Consider the following 18,306-nt stretch of genomic DNA (forward strand, 5'->3'; position numbering starts at 1 on the left):
TTCGCCGTGCCAGTCAGGCACGGCCACCAGAAAAAGCGCCGCGGGATACGCGGCGCTTTTTTACATGGGTTTTGTAATAACGGAGGGCCTCGGCCACGTGCGCTCAGAAGCGCATGCGCAGGAAGGCAGAAGGGCCTTCCAGATGGACATCCAGATTGGCACGGCGATCGTCATAGTCATGATGTATCCGCACCTTGGTGAACCCATATTCCGCGCCGACCCCGATATGCTTGACCGGGAACCATTCGGCGCCGATCGCCGCGTTGTAGATATGCCCACGCGTCTTGCCGCCCCGCTTGTAGACGCCAGATCCATCCGCATAGAGCCGCACATTGTCCGATACCGCGTGGCGCACCCCCAGGGTGACCAGCGGCGCGTAGGCATCGTCACGATAGTACTCGCTGCCGGTGATGGTCTGCCCATTGGCCGTCGCACTGGCTTCCACCCCCGCACGCAGGTTGTAGTAGGCGATGCCCAGGCCCAGGCCCGCTACCGTATTCCCCTTGCCCAACCACCAGCGGTAGGCAGCGTTGGCAATGTCCAGCTTGAACTCCGGATGAAGATTGGCATCGACGTCATAGGTCAACCCACCCAACTGGAAGCTGCGGTTGTCGGCAAGCCGGGTATCCCGCTTCACCTGGTAGTAATCGAACGAGAAGCCCTGGCTATCCCCGATCAGCAGGTCAATCCGGGCACGGGGGATGTTCTTCTGCTTGCCGAGATTGAGTTCGCCAGTACTCAAGGACTGAGAATTGCTTGTCAGATCAAAGGTGGTATCCGCGCTGCTGGGCTGAAAGGCCCCCAGCGAGATGCCAATGCGATCAAGCGCCGGGGACGGATCGGCCTGACAGGCAAGGCTGCAGAGTACGGCCAGCGTAAAGGGGTGTATCGGGTTGGATAGCGCTTTCATCTTTGGCTCCAGAGTAGGTTGGTGAAGGTGAGAGGCAACAGCGGACTCGGAGCAATCCTCGGCAAACTGCATGCCTGTAACCCGCTCGCAGGGGAACGGGCCGGCAAAAAAGGAGAATCAGGATGGACATGGAGACAACCACAGAAATGGCCACGCTCGCAGGTGGCGATGCCGACGCCCTGGCAGCCACCCTGGCAGCCTTGCCCGGCGTTGAGAAAGTAGCGCTGGGGCAGATGTGCTACGAAGCAGACGAGGCACCCAGCGGCCGGCGTGGCTTGTGCCAGGAAGGCGTAGTGCAGGTCAGCTACAACCCGGTCCAGGTCGGGTATGCCGACGTGCTCGCCGCCTTCTTTGCCAGCCACGATCCAACCGCCGTGCACGCGCAGGCACCGTCACGCGTGCGATCGGCGATCTACTTCCATACACCGCTGCAGGAGCAACTGGCACGGCGCCAGATCGCATCACTGACCGCGGATCGACACTTTGCCCAGCCCATCGTGACCGAACTCATGCCGGTTGCCGCGTTCAAGGCGGCCTGATCTGACGGGTCTCCTGCTGCCTCGATTTGCCAATCAAGGCTTGCGGAAGAACTTTCCCCGCCCCTATGCTGCCTGCCGGAGGGGTGGCGTACGGCGCTGTTGTCAATCTCACCGTGCACCAGGCCCGGACTACGATATGCAAGAGGAGACTAGCCGTTCATGCCTGATCACGCGTCGCCAAGATGGACCTGGATATTGCCGCTGGCCGGTTGGCTGACCTTGCTGGCGTCGCCCTGGGGGGCGGCCTGGGGGATGTTTATCGCGCTCGTTGCCGTGATACTGGCCGGGACGGTATTCGCGGCTGTACACCATGCCGAGGTCGTTGCCCATCGCGTCGGGGAGCCTTTCGGTACCCTGGTCCTTGCCCTGGCCGTGACGGTGATCGAGGTGGCCCTGATCATCTCGATGATGCTGTCGGGTGGTGCAGAGAAAGAAGCACTGGCGCGTGATACGGTCTATGCCGCCGTGATGCTGATCTGCAACGGGATCGTCGGCCTGTGCCTGTTGGTCGGGGGCTTGCGCCACCGGGAGCAGGGATTTCAGTTGCAGGGTGCCAGTGCCGCCATGGCTGTCCTGACCACCATGGTCATCCTTACCCTGGTCCTGCCCAATTATGCCGAGGCATTGCCAGGCCCTTCGCTGTCATCCCGGCAACTTGCCTTTACCGGCATTGTTTCGCTGGTGCTGTACGGGGCCTTTGTGTTCGTGCAGACGGTACGGCATCGCGACTATTTCCTGCCGCCTGGCGGCGACGAGAGCGAGCACGCGCCGCCCCCGAGCAACAAGGTGGCGTGGATCAGTGCCGGCCTGCTGCTGGTTTGCCTGGTCGCCGTCGTTGGTCTCGCCAAGGTGCTGTCGCCTACGATAGAAAGCGTGGTGGCTGCGGCAGGTGCGCCGCAGGCCGTCGTGGGTATCGTCATTGCCGCGTTGGTGTTGCTGCCGGAAAGTCTGGCTGCCGTGCGCGCGGCTCGGGCAGACAGGCTGCAGACCAGCCTCAACCTCGCGCTGGGGTCGGGCCTCGCCTCCATCGGGCTGACCATACCGGCCGTGGCCCTGATCTTTGTGCTGACAGGACGACCGCTGGTATTGGGTGTCGCACCCAAGGACATGGTACTGCTGGCACTGACCCTGCTGATCGGCTCCATCACGCTGGCAACGGGCCGCACCACGATGCTGCAAGGGGTGATCCACCTGGTCTTGTTCGCCACCTTTCTCTTCTTCGCCATCTTCCCCTAGTGCCGTGACCAGAACCCGCTCCTTGATCGGGGCGGGTATCCCGTGATCATGGCGACCCTGTCAGTCGATACGCAGATAGTGACGGCGTACTGCCTCGCGATCGCCAAAGTCGAAATGCCACCATTCGCTGTGGATGCCGTGAAAGCCGCTATCCAGCATGGCCTGCCGCAGCATATGGCGGTGGGTGATATGTGCAGGCAGCAGTTCACCGGCGGCCAACTGCTGCATCTCCAGGGCAGGGTGGGAGTGCAGGCTCAGGTCGTCGAAGCCGGTGCCCATGTCCACCTCGTGGCCGTCGGCATCCAGCAGCGTGACGTCGACGGCCATGCCGAAGGAATGGATCGAGCCGCGTGCCGGATCGGCGAGGTACTGGCGTAGCTCGGTTCCGGCCAGATGGTCCCACAACTGCTGCTGGATCCGATGTGGCCGCAGGGCATCCAGAACCAGCAGGGTATAGCCAGGGTGCCGGCTGGCCAGCCAGGCGACAGCCGCCTCCAGGCCGGCAGCGGCATGCCGGTGCAGCCAGGCACAGTCGAGGTCGCCATATAGCGGACGACCGACGAAATTGTCCGGTCCCGCATAGCGCAGCCCGGTGCGTATGCCCGTGATCGAGTCCAGGCGGCGAAAGTCCGGGTGGCTGGCGATCGCCTCGCAAGGCAGGGTCAGAGGCACGGGCGGTGGCCTTGAGGTCGGTTAGCGATACACGTTTTCAAAGTCCACACCTCCGTTGGGCGACATCACGAAGCCTTTTACTTCCTGCTTCATGGGAATGTAGACGGTGGAATGCGCCAGTGGAATCCAGGGCCGTTCGCGCTTGAAGATCTCCTGCGCCTTCTCATAGAGCTGCAAACGCTTGGCGTTGTCGGTCGTGCCTCGAGCGGTATCCACCAGCTTGTCGAACTCGGCATTGCAGAACTTGTAACCGGCCGGGCTCGCCGCGCAGGTCAGGTTGGGCGTCAGGAACTCATCGGCGTCCCCGGTCTCGCCGGACCAGCCACTCATATAGACATCGTGTTCGCCATTGTTCGCGCGCTTGAGGTACTCGCCCCATTCATAAGTCTTGATATGGGCTTTCACGCCTATCTTGGCCCAGTCCTGCTGAAGCATCTGCGCCAGCAACTGGCCGTTGGGGTTGGTAGGGCGCGCTACCGGCAAGGCCCAGAGCGAGATTTCCATCCCCTTGGCAAAGCCGGCTTCGGCCAGCAGTTTCCTGGCCCGCGCCGGATCGAACTCGTTCTTCAGTTTCCGGTTGTAGCCGGGAATGCTGGGAGGGAAGGCCCCCGCAGCCTGCAAGGCGTCTCCGCGAGGGAACATGGCCTTGAAGATGGCATGGCGATCGACAGCAATGTCCAGGGCTTCGCGCACCTCACGCTTGCTGGTCGGGCCGCGCTTCATGTTGAAAGAGAGATAGGAGATGTTCAGCGCCTGGGTCTTCATCAGCACCAGGTCCTTGCGCGACGTGATGGCCTGGATATCGTTGTCGCGTACCGCGGCGGTGATATGGCACTCGCCGGCCAAGAGCTTTTGCACCCGCACATTGGGATCGTTGGCGATCAGGAAGATCAGCTTGTCGGTGAGCTGCTTCCTGCCCCAGTAGTCGGGGTTCGCCTCCATTCGGATGGCGTCGTCCTTTTTGTAGGAGACAAAGCGATACGGACCCGTACCCACCGGATAATTGTTGATGTTGCTGGCCTTGCCGTTCCTGAGCAACTGCGCGCCATACTCTGCGGACTGGATACCCGCAAACGCCATGGCGAAGTAGGGCAGGAAGGCCACATTGGGCTGCCTGAGCCGGAAGCGGACCGTCTGGTCGTCCACCTTCTCCACCGCTTCGATCATCTCGGCCAGGCCAAAATTCTGCGGGAAGACAAACGTCGCGGGAAACGCTTCGTTGAAAGGGTGCTTGGGATTGAGCAAGCGGCCGAAGGTGAAGATCACGTCATCGGCATTGAAATTCCGCGTGGGTGTGAAATACGCGGTGTGATGAAAGCGTACCCCCTGGCGCAGCGTGAACGTGAACGTCCTTGCATCGGGCGAGATCTGCCACTGCGTGGCCAGGGCCGGTTGCAGCTGGGTACCGCCACGGCGAAACTCCAGCAGCCCCTGGAACATCTGCGCGACGGCATTGTTGGTGCCGGCGGAGTCCCACATGCCGGGGTCGAAACCCTCTGGGCTGGATTCCGCACAGTAGATCAGCGGCTTGGCCAGGGCGGCCGGGCCGGCTGCAAGCAGGGCGAGGGCCGCGCACAGGGGCAAGAGCCGGGATGCTACGTTCAACATGGCGCTTCCTTCGGGTTTGGCAGTCTGCAAGGGGTTGTCCATGGCACCCGCAGCCCGCATTGCAACAAGGCCGGCAAGGATACGGGAACTTGTGCCGGCCTATCCAGTTGCAGGGCAGGCCTCGCTCGGACCCGCAGGTAAGGGAGAGCGTGGGCTCGCCGACGGCAATCTGTTTCGGTAGTGTGCGGCTTACGCGGGGCCTTGCTCAAGGCCGGGTCTGGAAAAGGGATGGCATGGTCAAGACATATGGTCTGGTGGTACTGCTGGCGCTGGCCGTCAATGGGTGGGCGCAGGATGCATTGCCAGCCAGGCTCGGCCGCGTGCTGAAGGCGCAGGGGATTGCCGAGCAGAACCTGGGCGTGCTGGTCATCCCGGTTGCAGGTGGCCGTCCCAAGCTGTCACGCTACCCCGGCCGGCCCATGAACCCGGCATCCACCATGAAGCTGCTGACCACGCTGGCGAGCCTGGAGCAGCTCGGCCCGAACTACCGCTGGAAGACTGCATTGCTCAGCGGTACGGCACCGCAGGGTGAGGTGCTGCAAGGCCCCCTCTATCTGCGTGGCGGCGCTGACCCGGCGTTGAGCTGGGACAAGCTCGCGCTGATGCTGCGATCGCTGCGTGCCAAGGGCATACGCGAGATCAAGGGCGATCTGGTGCTCGATCGCAGCTACTTCACCCCCAGCCGGCCGGATCTGGGCGCACCACCGTTCGATGAAACACCGGGTGCCTACTACAACGTGATACCGGACGCCCTGCTGGTACATAGCAATCTGCTGGAGCTGGCCTTGCGTTCCACGGCCGATGCCGTAACCGTCACCGTACAACCGCCCTTGGCCGGCATCATGGTGGAAAGCGAGCTGGAACTGACCGATCAGGCCTGCGAAGACTGGGAAGACGACTGGCCCTTGCCACTCACCAGCAAGGACGAGGACGGAACGATCCATGTCCGCTTGCAGGGCAGCTTTCCACGCCAGTGCAGCGGCCTGACCGAACTGAACGCACTCGATCGCAATCTCTATATCGAACGGCTGTTCAAGGCGCTGTGGCAGGAGATGGGTGGGGTTTGGCAAGGCCAGGCACGGGACGGCCTGGTACCACCGGATGCGCAATTGCTGGTGGAGCACCGGTCCGATAGCCTGGCGGATCTGGTCAAGACCGCCAACAAGCGCTCGGACAACGCCATGGTCCGGATGTTCTATCTCACGCTGGGCGCGGAGCGTATGGCGCGACAAGGCGGCGAGAACACCATGGAAGCCGGGGCCGCGGCGATCCAGGCCTGGCTGGACACACACCATATCGACAGCCGGGGCATGGTGCTGGAGAACGGGGCCGGTCTCTCCAGGCGGGAGCGCATCACCCCGGCGCAACTGGCCGCGGTGCTGAAGGCCGGCGCCTTGAGCGACTGGTCACCGGAGTATGCCGCCAGCCTGCCCATTGCGGCGCTGGATGGCACCATGCGCAAGCGCCTGCACGGCTCGGCCGCCGCAGGCCGCGCCCGTATCAAGACCGGTACGCTCAACGACACGGCCGCCATCGCCGGTTATGTACGGGATGCCGATGACAAGCCCTGGATCCTCGTCGGCATCATCAACCAGCCCGATGCCAAGCGGGGGCGCGAGGTGCTGGATGCATTGATCGACTGGGTGGCGGGTGGCACCACGTCGTCGACGAAGCCGCGAGGCAAGGTCCGCCAGGCTACTTCCCCCTGATCACTTGCCCGGCCTTGGCGATCATTCAGTCGGTAATCAAGCGCAAGCCGAATTTTTTGACGCTGGATTGCCATTCACGGGCATCAAGCTCGATGGCCGGCATACTCAGGTCAAACTCCTTACCGACCTCGGTGTAACTGACCAGAAAACAGTCCCTGGCAAAGATATTGAGTTCAACGATGGATATGCGCTGTCCGGTGTTGCATCTGGTCGCCTCGAATATCTGGCCCTCTTGCGGAATCGACATGGGTACTCCTCCTCTGAAAAGCTTGCTGGCGGGCTATTCGGAATGGCAGGTTGGGCTACGAGGTTGGGTCAGGGACTGGCCAGGTTGTTTGACAGCAGCCGTGCATATTCGCTTTTCACCACGGCGTAGCACTCGCAGGCCCGTTGCTCCAGACCGCTTCTGTCCAGTACGGAGATATGTCCGCGCGAATAGGAGATAAGACCGGCTCGCTGCAGCTTTAACGCACTCTCTGTCACGCCTTCGCGGCGCACGCCCAACGTGTTGGCGATCAACGCTTGTGTCATATGCAGTTCGGTGTGCTGCAGGCGATCAAGGCTCAGCAGCAACCACCGGCATAGTTGCTGATCCAGGCAGTGGAAGCGATTGCATAGCCCGGTTTGCGTCATCTGCACGATCAGGGCCTGGGTGTAGCGCAGCAACAGACAGCTGACAGGCCCTACGCGGTTGAATTCATCCTGTACGGCTTTGGCACTGAGCCGAAAAGCCTGCCCGCTTATTTGTACGACTGCCCTGCTGGGTGTGGACTCACCGCCCATGAACAAGGCGGTGCCGACGATGCCTTCATTGCCGATGATGGCAATTTCCGCTGTAGTACCAGATTCCAGCACGTATTGCAGGGAAACCACGGCCGTGGTTGGAAAGAAGACATGGCTTATGCGGGAGCCCGACCCATGTAGCACCTCGCCGGAGGCCAGTTCGACAGGTACCAATTGGGATCGCCAACAATCCAGTTCCCGTTCGGATAGTGAATCCAGCAAGTGGTTTTGTCGGGGATCCAAGAAAGCAGTTGTCATCACGGCGCTCCAGGGGTGGGCGGACTTGGCGGGTCTCTCTGCGCATGACCATAAACTGGGCTGAGACAGTACGCGCCTCGGCCAGGCTTTTATGTGCGTTACCGAAAATAGTGCCCATAAATAAATACTTTCAGCTGGGCGGCCGCGTAGGCATTTGCAGCCGGTACGGGCGGGACATTGGCGGGCGGCCTGACCTTAGCGGTGTTTGTCTGATACACCGGTTTACAGTGACGGGTTTGATCCGGCACCTGTCGACGGGAAATCCCGTTGGGATTGCATTCCACGGCGAACGGTCTATCGTTGTTCACCCCTCAATTCCCGCTTCGCCAAGGAACCCAATGTCCGATCCCCACAAGTCTGATTCACTCGCAAAGAGCGGGCATGCAGATAAAGCGGAGGGCGAGGTCCTTCAGGTAAGCGGGTTCAATGTGATGAAGTTTCCCATTGTGGGCATCGGCTGCTCGGCGGGCGGGCTGGAAGCATTGGAGAAATTCCTGGCGCATGTCCCTGCCGAAAGCGGCATGGCCTTTGTCGTTGTTCAACACCTGGCGCCCAGCTATGTGAGCGCCTTGCCGGCCTTGCTGCAACGGGCCACCACCATGCCGGTAAATGAAGTGACGGATGGCTTGAAGGTCAGTCCAAATCGGGTCTACGTCATACCGCCGAACAAGAATTTGATACTGAAGGATGGGACGCTCTATCTGCCTGAACTGGCAGAGCAGGGACTGCGCCTGCCGATTGACATCTTTTTCCGGACGCTGGCAGAGGAACAGGCTGAACGAGCGATCGGCGTGCTGTTGTCGGGCATGGGGTCGGATGGGGTATTGGGCCTACGCGCCATCAAGGAGGGCATGGGGCTGTGCCTCGTCCAGGAACCAGCTAGTGCGGGGGCTGATGGCATGCCCTGCAGCGCGATCGCCGCGGGTGTTGCAGACATCGTTGCCTTGCCAGAGCAATTGGCCGTGGCGATTGCAGATCATCTCCAGTACCCCGTAGATGTGGTACCTATCCTTGTCGATCCTGAGCCCGAAGCAGAGCTTCAGGCCGGTCTGGAGAGAGTCATCAGCCTGCTGCGTGACCGGTGTCATGTCGATTTCAATCTTTACAAATCCAATACGCTGGCGCGACGGATAGAGCGACGCATCGCCTTGCACAGGCTGAATGGGATCGCGGAATATGTCCTGTATCTACGAGCCAATCCGCAGGAAATAGACCTGCTGTTCAAGGAGCTCTTGATCGGGGTGACTAATTTTTTCAGGGACCCCGATGTATGGGAGTGCCTGCGCAACGAAGCGATCCCTGCCTTGTTGGCGGCGCATCCCGGTGGCAAGCATTTACGTGCATGGGTTGCTGCCTGCTCCAGCGGCGAGGAGGCCTACTCGCTTGCGATTGTCTTCAAGGAGGTACTGGAGAGCATCAAGCCAGAAGGGCGCTTCGAATTGCAGATCTATGCCACCGATCTGGATCAGGACGCAATCGAAAAGGCGCGCAGGGGGTTCTTTCCAGGCAACATCGTGGCAGATGTTTCCCAGGATCGGCTCGCCCGTTATTTTGTCGAGGAAGCGGGTGGATACAGAATCCGGAAGGAGATTAGGGAGATGATCGTCTTTGCAACGCAGAACATCATCTCCGATCCGCCGTTTACCAAGCTCGATATCCTGAGTTGCCGTAACCTCATGATCTACTTCGGGAGCGCACTCCAGAAGAAGCTCCTGCCGCTCTTTCATTTTTCCTTGAACCGCGGTGGCCTGCTTTTACTTGGCAGTGCGGAATCCAGTGGTTCCGGCAACATGCTGTTCACACCTATCAATAGCAAGGCTCGATTGTTCCGGCGAGTAGATCAGCCTATCCCCTCGTCGGACATGATATTTCCTGGAAGACCCATGACGCATGCCCCGCTTAACAGTGAATCGCTGCCCGTAGAGCGGTTGGAAAACACGGAAAGCATTGGTCTACTGACGGATCAATTGATCCAACAGAACTTTTCTCCCGCCGCGGTGCTGGTCAACAGTGACGGCGATATCCTGTATATCAGCGGCCGCACTGGTAAGTATCTTGAGCCAGCGGCTGGCAAGATGAACGTCAATATCCACGCCATGGCCCGTGAAGGCCTTCGCGAGGCCTTGCCCGGTGTCATTCGCAAGGCACTGCAGGAGGAGCAGGCAATCAAGCTCCAGAGCTTGCAAATACCCTACGACGGTGGCGTACATACCATCGATGTGACCATACAGGCGCTGAAGAAGCCAGACTTGCTGCGGGGGCAAGTATTGGTCGTGTTTCAGGATGTTGCCGTCCCTAAGACCACCCGCAAGCGTAGCGGTACCGTGCCTTCAACCGATCATGAAATACTGCAGCAAGAGCTACAGCGGGCGCGGGAGGCATTGCAGGCAACGCATGAAGAGATGCAGGCCTCGATGGAAGAGCTTCGCTCCAACAATGAAGAGCTCCAATCTACCAACGAAGAATTGCAATCGACCAATGAGGAGCTGACTACTTCCAAGGAGGAGATGCAGTCCCTCAATGAAGAATTGCAGACAGTGAATGCCGAGCTGCAATCGAAAATGGAAGATCTGTCCGGTGTAAAGAACGACATGGCGAACCTTCTCAATAGCACGGAGATTGCCACGGTCTTTCTTGACGGTGAACTCAAGCTACGGCGATTCACCTCGCACGCTACCCGATTGTTCAAATTGATCCCGGGCGATGTCGGACGGCCACTGTCCGATGTTGTAACCGAGCTCGACTATCCTTCGCTGCAAGCGGATGCGCATGAGGTGCTGCTGTCGCTGATTTTCAAGGAGATGCAAGCAGGGACCAGAGATGGCCGTTGGTACAGGGTAAGGATCATGCCTTATCGCACAATGGAAAATGTGATCGATGGTGTGGTGATCACATTTACGGATATCAGTGAGATAAGGCTGTTGCAAGCCAAGCTGGAAGGGCGGCAGGTGTAGTACTGCTCGGCAGATGTTTGCGTAACAAATGGGCTTGCGGCAGCCTGCTAGGTACTTCGCTCCTCGCTGGCTTTGAGACCGTCAATATCGATCAAGGCAAGCCGCAAGGTTGGCAACATGTCCCGCGCCTCTCGCCGCTGGCAGTCCAGACGGGCGCTGAACGTACTGGCATCGGCTCGTGTTATCTCAAGTGTAATTGTCTTTTTTTCATTATCGTCAGACTTCATCATCGACATGAAAAGGTTGCTCCATCGCTCCCGGTCACGGGGTGCGACATGGGTTGAAAAGTGCTGATTGATCATGATGTTACGATTGAAGCCAAGCAAGCTTGCCCCGGTCAGATTGATCTCGCTCAAGCGGTTTTCCGGGCTAAGCGTGATATAGCCGACGGGTGCGAAGTCGTAGAGGTCTTCATAACGATTACGCGCTTCCTCCATCGCACTCTGGGCTTTTTGCAGCTCGTCGATCTGTAATTCCAGCTCGACCTTGTGTACCAATAGTTCATGCAGCAAGGCTTCTGCAGGCCTGGTATCGGTGGAAGGCGGCGTAAGGCTGGACAGCATGATCTCTGCCTCAGTCCTTAGCGAATGCCGCTTTTCTATCCAGTCTGGCTGTTTGTCCAAAATAATTCCCCTTCTCCTGAATAATTATGGTGATGACGATAGGGAGGCGCGCTGGCGCAATCCGCCCTCGTATCACACAGCACGGATGGCAAGCCTGCGCAGGCTCTCGTCGAGCTTACCCGGTTCCCTAGACTGAACTTCGGCTTGCCAGAAATCTACTCTACTCTCAGGGTATTCCTTTTAATATCAATTATCTATGCTGGGTTTTCTAACGGCAGAGCGTTACCGGCTGCGTTATCCGTCAGCTAGATGCTAAATCGCCGCTCTTCTGCGTTTCTCTGCACTATGCTTTTAAAAAATGGGCACCTGAATGCAGGGTGGTTGATGATGAGTCCCGGCGTGGTTTAAGTGTTTTGGAAAGCGGGATGGGATGAGGGGGCGAGGAAGCAGGGTGGCCCACAGGGCGTTTGATATCCCGCGCGTGAACCCCGGCTATTCAGGGTAAACGGCAGCATACATGCCAAAGGAATACTGGCATGCTGATGGTATAAACGGCCTGGACGATGCATCGTCTAGTGGCCGTTTTTCATTTTTGGACTGCTAGACTGAAAGCTCTATAACGATGCGACTACTTATTTCCTTTGTGCTGCTGGCCCTGGCGCCACTCGTGGCCCAGGCCGACCTTGTCGACGATATCCGGGCCCGTGGCCAACTGGTAGTCGGCACCAATGCCGATGCCCCTCCCTTCGGTTTCCAGAACAAGGACAAGACCATCTCGGGCTACGATGTGGACATGGCCGCGCTTGTCGCCAAAAAGCTGGGCGTGAAGTTCGTGGTGCAGAACGTGGACCCGGCCGAGCGCATCAATTTCCTGCGCGCCAAGAAGATCGACCTGGTGGCCGCCATGCTGACCAAGACCTCCGAGCGTGAGCGTCTGGTGGACTTTTCTTATGGCTACTTCGTCACCGGGCAACGCGTGCTGTCCCGCAAGGGGCGCTTCCCGGATCTCAAGTCGCTGGAGACCGGCAATATCGGCGTAGCCCGCGGAACGACGTCGGAGACCCAGTTCAAGCAGCTGTTCCCCAAGGCTGTGCTGGTATCGATGGACGATACCCAGGCTGCCGCCAACTTCCTGCAGGCGGGCAAATTGGATGGCATCACTGCCGACGAACCGGCCCTGGCCGGCTTGCAGGCCAAGATGCAGAACAAGCAGCAGTACGAGATTTCCAGCTACTCGCTGTCGACCGAGGCCTATGGCCTGGCGGTCCGCAAGGGCGAGGCCCGCATGCTCAAGCTGGTGAACGAAACCCTGATTGAAGCCGAGCAGAATGGCGAAGCGGCAAAGATATTCCAGCGCTGGTTCGGCCCGGATACCACGGCCCCGCTGGTTCGCTTCTTCAAGATCGGTGGCGGCGCCTGAGTCTTTGACTCTCCGATACCAACAAGCCCGGCTCTGGTCGGGCTTGTTCGTTTTCGGGGCGTAAAACTGACGCTCGGACGGCAGCTAGCAAAGCGCTCATGGTGTTCCAGTACCGCGCTCGCGTGCATGGCACCAACATCGTCGATCGCACACAACCATACTTGCCTTATTTAGGTTGTCCCTGAAAGGACATCGGTTGGCATCGGAATCTCAACGACTTCTCGTTGATTGATGCCGAGCCCCTGCGGTTCCCGGATCGCTCTAAGCACAGGTTGTAGGCACTAAAGCGCCAAAGTCTTTGGCAGCCTGGCCCTGTCTCCAAGGTGGATTTGATCGGAGGCGCTCTAGGTCATGCAGAGGTGAGAAGGGTAGGGTTGATCTTTTATTGATAATAATAATTACTTTTATTTATAATTTTCATTCGATGTATGGGGCCTATACAAGCCTTGACGGCCGGCGACCTTATAAATTCAACAAGACCCGGGGGATTTGCGTGCGTACGCCGCTCCACAACTATGCTCTGCCCAGCCTCACCGCAGCTTTTTTCCCGCTTCGCGCTGCGCCATATTTAACCCCGTTTGCCTGCAACCAGAAGGTGATTGCGTCGTCATGATGCTTCTGCAGATCCTCTTTACCTTGCTGTACCTGTTGCTGGCGGCGGTCGCCGGCGGCGGCTTCTTTCTCGCATCCGTGCACCAGTTGCGCTGGCCCCTATCGCGCCCGCAGGCGCGGCGTGTCCGGTGGGGCGCCAGCCTGTGCCTGCTGGCCTCTGTCCGGCTGGCAGCCGAACTGCTGGGCGCGTGGTCCGGCTGCTTTGCCGCCCTGTCCGCCTTCATGCTGGTCGCTGTCACGCTGCCGTATGTGCAGGCCTATTGGAGACGTAACCATGTGGGGTAAGTCGTTTGCCGCGGGTCTGCTCAGCTTCCCGCTCACGATCGCCATCGTCGGCTTGATCATCTTGCTCTGGCCAGGCGATATCCGCGTCCATACCTTGCCGCTGTTGCTGATGGTACTGCCCGCCTGGGTGGCCGCCATGGTGCTGCCGTTCCTGTTCAAGCGGGCCTGGCACGCCTGGGCCTGGATGGGGGCCGTCACCATCATCGGCTTCGGGCTGATTCATTTGATCAAGGCCTTCAAATGGGTGGAGATAACGGTATGAAGGCCGCAACCTTGAGGACATTCCTGTCCATCCATACCTGGGTGGGCCTTGTGGCAGGCCTGGGGCTGTTCATCGCGTTCTACGCCGGCGCCGTCACCGTCTTCACGCACGAGTTGATCGAATGGGAGCAGACAGAAGCGCGCCGCGTCCCATTCGAGGCACCGGAGCGTGCCCAACCCTTGATCGACGCCGTACTCAAGCGCTACCCGCAAGCGGCGGAGTCATTCTCTGTCACCTTGCCGGGTGAGCATGGCAAATACGCGACCCTGTACTGGTATGAGCGGGACAAGTCGGGTGGCAAGATAATGCACCAATTCCGCCTGACGGCGGACGGCCAACTGGACGAAACGCCACCACGCTCCAAGTTCGTGGATTTCATCTACAAGCTGCATTACACCGCAGGCCTGCCCAATAGCTGGGGCATCTACGTACTGGGGGTCATCAGCCTGTTGTACGGCTTGGCCCTGGTCAGCGGTGTGGTCATCTACGCGCCGGTTTTCCTGAAGGACCTGTTCGCCCTGCGTGTCGGCAAGAACCTCAAGCGCATGTGGCAGGACGCGCACAACGTGGTCGGCATGTTGTCGCTACCGTTCCACGTCATCTTTGCCTGGAGTGGGGCCGTGCTGTGTATCGGTACGCTGCTGCTCGCGCCGTTCCAGTTCCTGGTGTTCGATGGCAAGCTGCTAAAGATACTGGAGCCGGATTTCTCGGTGGCACCGCATATCGAGGCCGCCGGTAAACCCGCCGGCATGCTGCCGGTGAGCGAGTTGCTGGCGCGTGCCCGGGTAGCCAGCCCCGGCATGGAGGCCGAACGCCTTTCCTTCCACGACTATGGCGATGCCAATGGTCAGGCGGAGGTCTACGGCCCGATCGACCAGAAGCACCTGAACAATATGGCAGGCGTGGGCATGAATGCCGCCACCGGCCAGTTGATCCGGGTGGTCGAGCCGGTCAACTTCTCGGCCGGCATGGGCATGCTGCGCGGCATGCAGAACCTCCACTTCGGCAACTTCGGCCACTATGCCGTGAAGTGGTTGTACTTCCTGCTGGGCTTGGCCGGTGCTTTCCTGTTCTACAGCGGCAACCTGCTATGGGTAGAGGCCCGTCGCAAGCGCCATGTGGCCGAGCAGCCGCGCCGCACCCGCCTGATGGCGCAACTGACGCTGGGCGTCTGCCTGGGTTGCATGGCGGCCATCTCCGCCTTGTTCCTGGCCAACAAGCTGCTGCCCGCCGGCCTGGCCGAGCGTTCGCAGTGGGAACAGTATGTCTACTACGTCGTCTTCTTGGCGGCTGTCGCCTGGGCGTTCATCCGCCCGCCAGCACGCGCCGGCCATGAGCTGCTGTTGGCCTGTGCCGTACTGACAGCGGGAATTCCTGTCGTGAATGCATGGTTTACCGGTGATCATCTGCTGCATACCCTGTGGCAGGGCCATTGGGTGCTCTTCGGCATCGATGCCGTTGCGCTACTGGCGGCCTTCCTGTTCTGGCGTCTGGCTGTCTCGACCTTGCGTCGCGGCCGGCAGGGCGAACTGAACAGCGTCTGGTCGCTCGGCGCGTCACCCGCACCGGAAGCACAGCCCGAACTGACGGAACAGCCTGCCCGGTGAACCATGAACGCAGGACCACGAATTAGGAGGCCGGATGGCCTCCTTTTTTATCGGCTGTCCTATGCAGGCCACAGCACAATTTGCGGCCAGGCCGGAACTTTGGTATCTGTCGAAGTTCATTCATTTGTCCAAATACAAATTGCCGACCCCCGATGCCGGCAAGCATGACTAATAAAGGGAGCTGAATGGACCACAATATCTCGCTGATCACGACCATCGCCGCGGGCTTCGGCTGCGCACTGATACTGGGCTTTATCGCCGAACGCATCAAACTGCCGGCCCTGGTCGGCTACCTGGTGGCCGGCATCATCATCGGCCCGGCAACACCGGGCTTTGTGGCGGACGTCCATATCGCCTCCCAGCTGTCCGAGATCGGCGTCATGTTGCTGATGTTCGGAGTGGGCCTGCATTTTTCTCTCAGCGATCTGATGGCGGTCAAGCGCATCGCGGTACCGGGTGCTGTGGTGCAGATGGGGTTGGCAACCGCACTGGGTATGGCCATGGCGCTGTGGTGGGACTGGGGCTTGGGTGGTGCGCTGGTGTTTGGCCTGTCGCTCTCCTGCGCCAGTACCGTGGTGCTGCTGAAGGCACTGGAGGCGCGGCGCGTGCTGGAGACCATGAACGGCCGGATCGCGGTCGGCTGGCTGGTGGTCGAGGATCTGGCGACGGTGCTGGTACTGGTGCTGCTGCCACCGCTGGCCGGTGTGCTGGGTAGTAGCAACGCAGTAGTCGGTGCAGACAAATCACTCTGGCTGACCATCGGCCAGACCTTGCTGCAGGTCGGCGCATTTATCGCCCTCATGCTGGTGGTGGGCCGCCGCGTGCTGCCCAAGGCCTTGTGGCATGTTGCCCGTACCGGTTCGCGCGAGCTGTTCACGCTGGCCGTGATCGCCACGGCCATCGGCATCGCCTATGGTGCGTCTCATCTGTTCAATGTCTCGTTCGCGCTGGGCGCCTTCTTTGCCGGCATGGTCATGCGCGAGTCCGAGTTCAGCCACCGTGCGGCCGAGGAATCCTTGCCATTGCGGGACGCTTTTTCGGTGCTGTTCTTTGTCTCGGTCGGCATGCTGTTCGACCCGGCCATTTTGATCCAGCAGCCAGTTCACGTGCTGGGCGTGGTGGCGGTCATCATCCTGGGCAAGGCACTGGCCGCTGCCGTACTGGTGTTGTCGTTCCGCTACCCGCTCAATACCGCGCTGACGGTGGCTGCCAGCCTGGCGCAGATCGGCGAGTTCTCCTTCATCCTTGCTGGTCTGGGTGTGACGCTCGGCTTGCTGCCACAGGAGGGCATGAGCCTCGTGCTGGCCGGCGCCCTGATCTCGATCGCGCTCAACCCTTTCCTGTTCACGGCGATCGAGCCGTTCCGCCGCTGGGTGCTCAAGCACTCGGATCTTGCCCGCAATCTGGAACTGCGGCAGGACCCGTTTGCCGAGTTGCCCATGAGTACCGAACGTAAGTATCTGGAAGGCCAGGTGGTGCTGGTGGGCTACGGCAGGGTAGGGCGTCGTATCGCTCAGGCGCTGGAAGCGCGCGGAATTCCCTATGTGGTGGCGGAGCAGAACCGGGAGCTGGTCGAGGCCCTGCGCAAGTCAGGCAAGGCCGCGGTCTCCGGTAATGCGGCCGATCCGGCGGTGCTGATCCAGGCGCACATTGCCGATGCCGCCATGCTGGTGATCGCCACGCCCAATACGTTGCATGTACGGCAGATGGCAGATACCGCGCGTACGCTCAACCCGGAGATCGAGATCATCCTGCGTACCCACAGCGAGGATGAATCGGTCCTGTTGCGGCGAGAAGGAATCGGGACCGTCTTCTTCGGTGAGGAAGAACTGGCCAAGGGCATGACCAGCCATGTGCTGGAGCGCTTTGCGCCAGAACTGGCGACGGGGACGAACGGCCACGGCTGATCTACCCGACCTGCCGCGATCCGCTGCCATCACGTTACGCCCCGGTACGCTACGCGACCGGGGCGATTTTCATGCTCAGGTCCGGGTGATGGAAGCACCACCGTCGACCAGCGATGCGGTGCCGGTGACGAAGGCCGAATCATCCGACGCGAGGTAGAGCACCGAGCGGGCCAGCTCTTCCGGCGTTGCGACGCGCTTGAGTGCATGCAGGTTGGTGATGAACGCCTGCGACTCGGCCGTGTTGTTCATGCTGCGGTACATATCGGTATCGACCGCGCCAGGCAGGATGGCGTTCACACGTACCTGCTGCGGGCCAAACTCGGCCGCCAGCGCCTGGGTGAGGCCGATCAGGCCGGCCTTGCTGGCGGCATAGGCCGCCACACCGGGGAAGGCAAAGGTGTGGCCGACAAAGGTCGAGGTGAAGATCACCGACCCGCCACCGTTCTTCAGCATCTGGGCGACCTGATGCTTGGCGCCGAGGAAGGAACCAGTCAAGTTGATAGCCAGCGTATCGTTCCAGCCGGCTTCAGATACATTGGTACTGGGGCCGGCTTCACCCAGGGTACCGGCATTGTTGAAGGCAACATCAAGCTTGCCATAGCGTTCTACCGCCAATGCCACCAGCGCCTGGGCGTAGCGCTCGTCCCGTACATCGCCGGCCAGGGCGACCGCCTCACCGCCAACTGCCTTGATCTCCGCGACCAGTGCATCCAGCTCGTTCTGGCGGCGTGCGCCCACAACGAGCTTGGCGCCTTCGGCCGCGAACAGTTTGGCGGTGGCGTAGCCAATGCCTGCGCTGGCGCCGGTGACGAGGGCAACTTTTCCTGACAAGCGTTCCATGGTGTAGCTCCTTGGTAAGCGCCGGGCGTGATTCGCCTTGAGGCGCGATGGTGTATTGAAGTAGGTCTTGGCAGCGCTGATGTCGGGAGGGAACCGCCGCATCCGTTTGCTCGCCGTGAAGCCAGTATCGTTTTCTCCATC

At 60.2% G+C, this 18,306-nt stretch carries 16 protein-coding genes; 9 read left to right on the forward strand and 7 right to left on the reverse strand.

The window, feature by feature from the left end; genetic code table 11:
* Positions 1-103: 103 nt before the first annotated feature.
* The gene (locus tag ACYVHK_RS04875) at positions 104-910 is read right to left on the reverse strand and encodes a hypothetical protein (RefSeq protein WP_460528184.1); all 807 of its coding nucleotides are present in this window, start codon (positions 908-910) and stop codon (positions 104-106) included.
* 128 nt (positions 911-1,038) lie between these two features.
* Here ACYVHK_RS04875 and ACYVHK_RS04880 point away from each other — a divergent pair, with 128 nt between their 5' ends.
* Both ACYVHK_RS04880 and ACYVHK_RS04885 read left to right on the forward strand, forming a co-directional pair.
* Positions 1,039-1,449, forward strand: a complete 411-nt coding sequence (locus tag ACYVHK_RS04880; RefSeq protein ID WP_460528186.1) for a peptide-methionine (S)-S-oxide reductase — start codon at positions 1,039-1,041, stop codon at positions 1,447-1,449.
* Positions 1,450-1,608: 159 nt separating this feature from the next.
* Complete coding sequence (locus tag ACYVHK_RS04885; RefSeq protein WP_460528188.1) at positions 1,609-2,685, forward strand: calcium:cation antiporter; 1,077 nt, start codon at positions 1,609-1,611, stop codon at positions 2,683-2,685.
* Between the two features lie 60 nt (positions 2,686-2,745).
* Here ACYVHK_RS04885 and ACYVHK_RS04890 read toward each other — a convergent pair whose 3' ends face one another.
* Together ACYVHK_RS04890 and ACYVHK_RS04895 are read right to left on the reverse strand one after the other, a co-directional pair.
* Positions 2,746-3,357 (reverse strand): M15 family metallopeptidase, encoded by a 612-nt coding sequence (locus ACYVHK_RS04890; protein ID WP_460528190.1) that lies wholly within the window; start codon positions 3,355-3,357, stop codon positions 2,746-2,748.
* A gap of 21 nt (positions 3,358-3,378) precedes the next feature.
* Positions 3,379-4,965, reverse strand: coding sequence for an ABC transporter substrate-binding protein (locus ACYVHK_RS04895; protein ID WP_460528192.1), 1,587 nt, complete (start codon positions 4,963-4,965; stop codon positions 3,379-3,381).
* A 233-nt stretch (positions 4,966-5,198) separates the two neighbouring features.
* Here ACYVHK_RS04895 and dacB point away from each other — a divergent pair, with 233 nt between their 5' ends.
* Positions 5,199-6,674, forward strand: coding sequence for a D-alanyl-D-alanine carboxypeptidase/D-alanyl-D-alanine-endopeptidase (gene dacB, locus ACYVHK_RS04900; protein ID WP_460528194.1), 1,476 nt, complete (start codon positions 5,199-5,201; stop codon positions 6,672-6,674).
* Between the two features lie 25 nt (positions 6,675-6,699).
* On the opposite strand, the gene ACYVHK_RS04905 is transcribed toward dacB, so the two are convergent.
* Positions 6,700-6,921, reverse strand: a complete 222-nt coding sequence (locus tag ACYVHK_RS04905) for a hypothetical protein (RefSeq protein WP_460528196.1) — start codon at positions 6,919-6,921, stop codon at positions 6,700-6,702.
* Positions 6,922-6,989: 68 nt separating this feature from the next.
* The gene (locus tag ACYVHK_RS04910) at positions 6,990-7,715 is read right to left on the reverse strand and encodes a Crp/Fnr family transcriptional regulator (RefSeq protein ID WP_460528355.1); all 726 of its coding nucleotides are present in this window, start codon (positions 7,713-7,715) and stop codon (positions 6,990-6,992) included.
* Positions 7,716-8,053: 338 nt separating this feature from the next.
* On the opposite strand from ACYVHK_RS04910, the gene ACYVHK_RS04915 reads away from it, so the two are divergent.
* A complete protein-coding gene (locus ACYVHK_RS04915) occupies positions 8,054-10,669 on the forward strand; it encodes a chemotaxis protein CheB (protein WP_460528198.1) in 2,616 nt (871 codons plus the stop codon).
* Positions 10,670-10,716: 47 nt separating this feature from the next.
* Here ACYVHK_RS04915 and ACYVHK_RS04920 read toward each other — a convergent pair whose 3' ends face one another.
* Positions 10,717-11,232: a PAS domain S-box protein gene (locus ACYVHK_RS04920; RefSeq protein ID WP_460528200.1), complete on the reverse strand. Its 516-nt coding sequence runs from the start codon at positions 11,230-11,232 to the stop codon at positions 10,717-10,719.
* A 622-nt stretch (positions 11,233-11,854) separates the two neighbouring features.
* Between ACYVHK_RS04920 and ACYVHK_RS04925 the strand changes: the two genes are divergently transcribed.
* The 5 genes from ACYVHK_RS04925 to ACYVHK_RS04945 all read left to right on the forward strand — a co-directional run bounded on the left by ACYVHK_RS04925 (position 11,855) and on the right by ACYVHK_RS04945 (position 17,325).
* Entirely contained in the window at positions 11,855-12,652 is a 798-nt protein-coding gene (locus ACYVHK_RS04925) for a type 2 periplasmic-binding domain-containing protein (RefSeq protein WP_460528202.1), read from the forward strand.
* Positions 12,653-13,261: 609 nt separating this feature from the next.
* Positions 13,262-13,549, forward strand: a complete 288-nt coding sequence (locus tag ACYVHK_RS04930; RefSeq protein WP_460528204.1) for a hypothetical protein — start codon at positions 13,262-13,264, stop codon at positions 13,547-13,549.
* The gene (locus ACYVHK_RS04935; RefSeq protein ID WP_460528206.1) at positions 13,539-13,811 is read left to right on the forward strand and encodes a hypothetical protein; all 273 of its coding nucleotides are present in this window, start codon (positions 13,539-13,541) and stop codon (positions 13,809-13,811) included. Before ACYVHK_RS04930 ends, ACYVHK_RS04935 begins: the two co-directional genes overlap by 11 nt.
* Positions 13,808-15,418: a PepSY-associated TM helix domain-containing protein gene (locus ACYVHK_RS04940; RefSeq protein WP_460528208.1), complete on the forward strand. Its 1,611-nt coding sequence runs from the start codon at positions 13,808-13,810 to the stop codon at positions 15,416-15,418. Before ACYVHK_RS04935 ends, ACYVHK_RS04940 begins: the two co-directional genes overlap by 4 nt.
* 185 nt (positions 15,419-15,603) lie before the next feature.
* A complete protein-coding gene (locus ACYVHK_RS04945; RefSeq protein WP_460528210.1) occupies positions 15,604-17,325 on the forward strand; it encodes a cation:proton antiporter domain-containing protein in 1,722 nt (573 codons plus the stop codon).
* Between the two features lie 75 nt (positions 17,326-17,400).
* Here the strand turns inward: ACYVHK_RS04945 and ACYVHK_RS04950 are convergent, their stop codons facing one another.
* Positions 17,401-18,165, reverse strand: coding sequence for an SDR family oxidoreductase (locus ACYVHK_RS04950; protein ID WP_460528212.1), 765 nt, complete (start codon positions 18,163-18,165; stop codon positions 17,401-17,403).
* Positions 18,166-18,306: the final 141 nt, after the last annotated feature.

The sequence above is a fragment of the Chitinimonas naiadis genome (assembly GCF_054780835.1).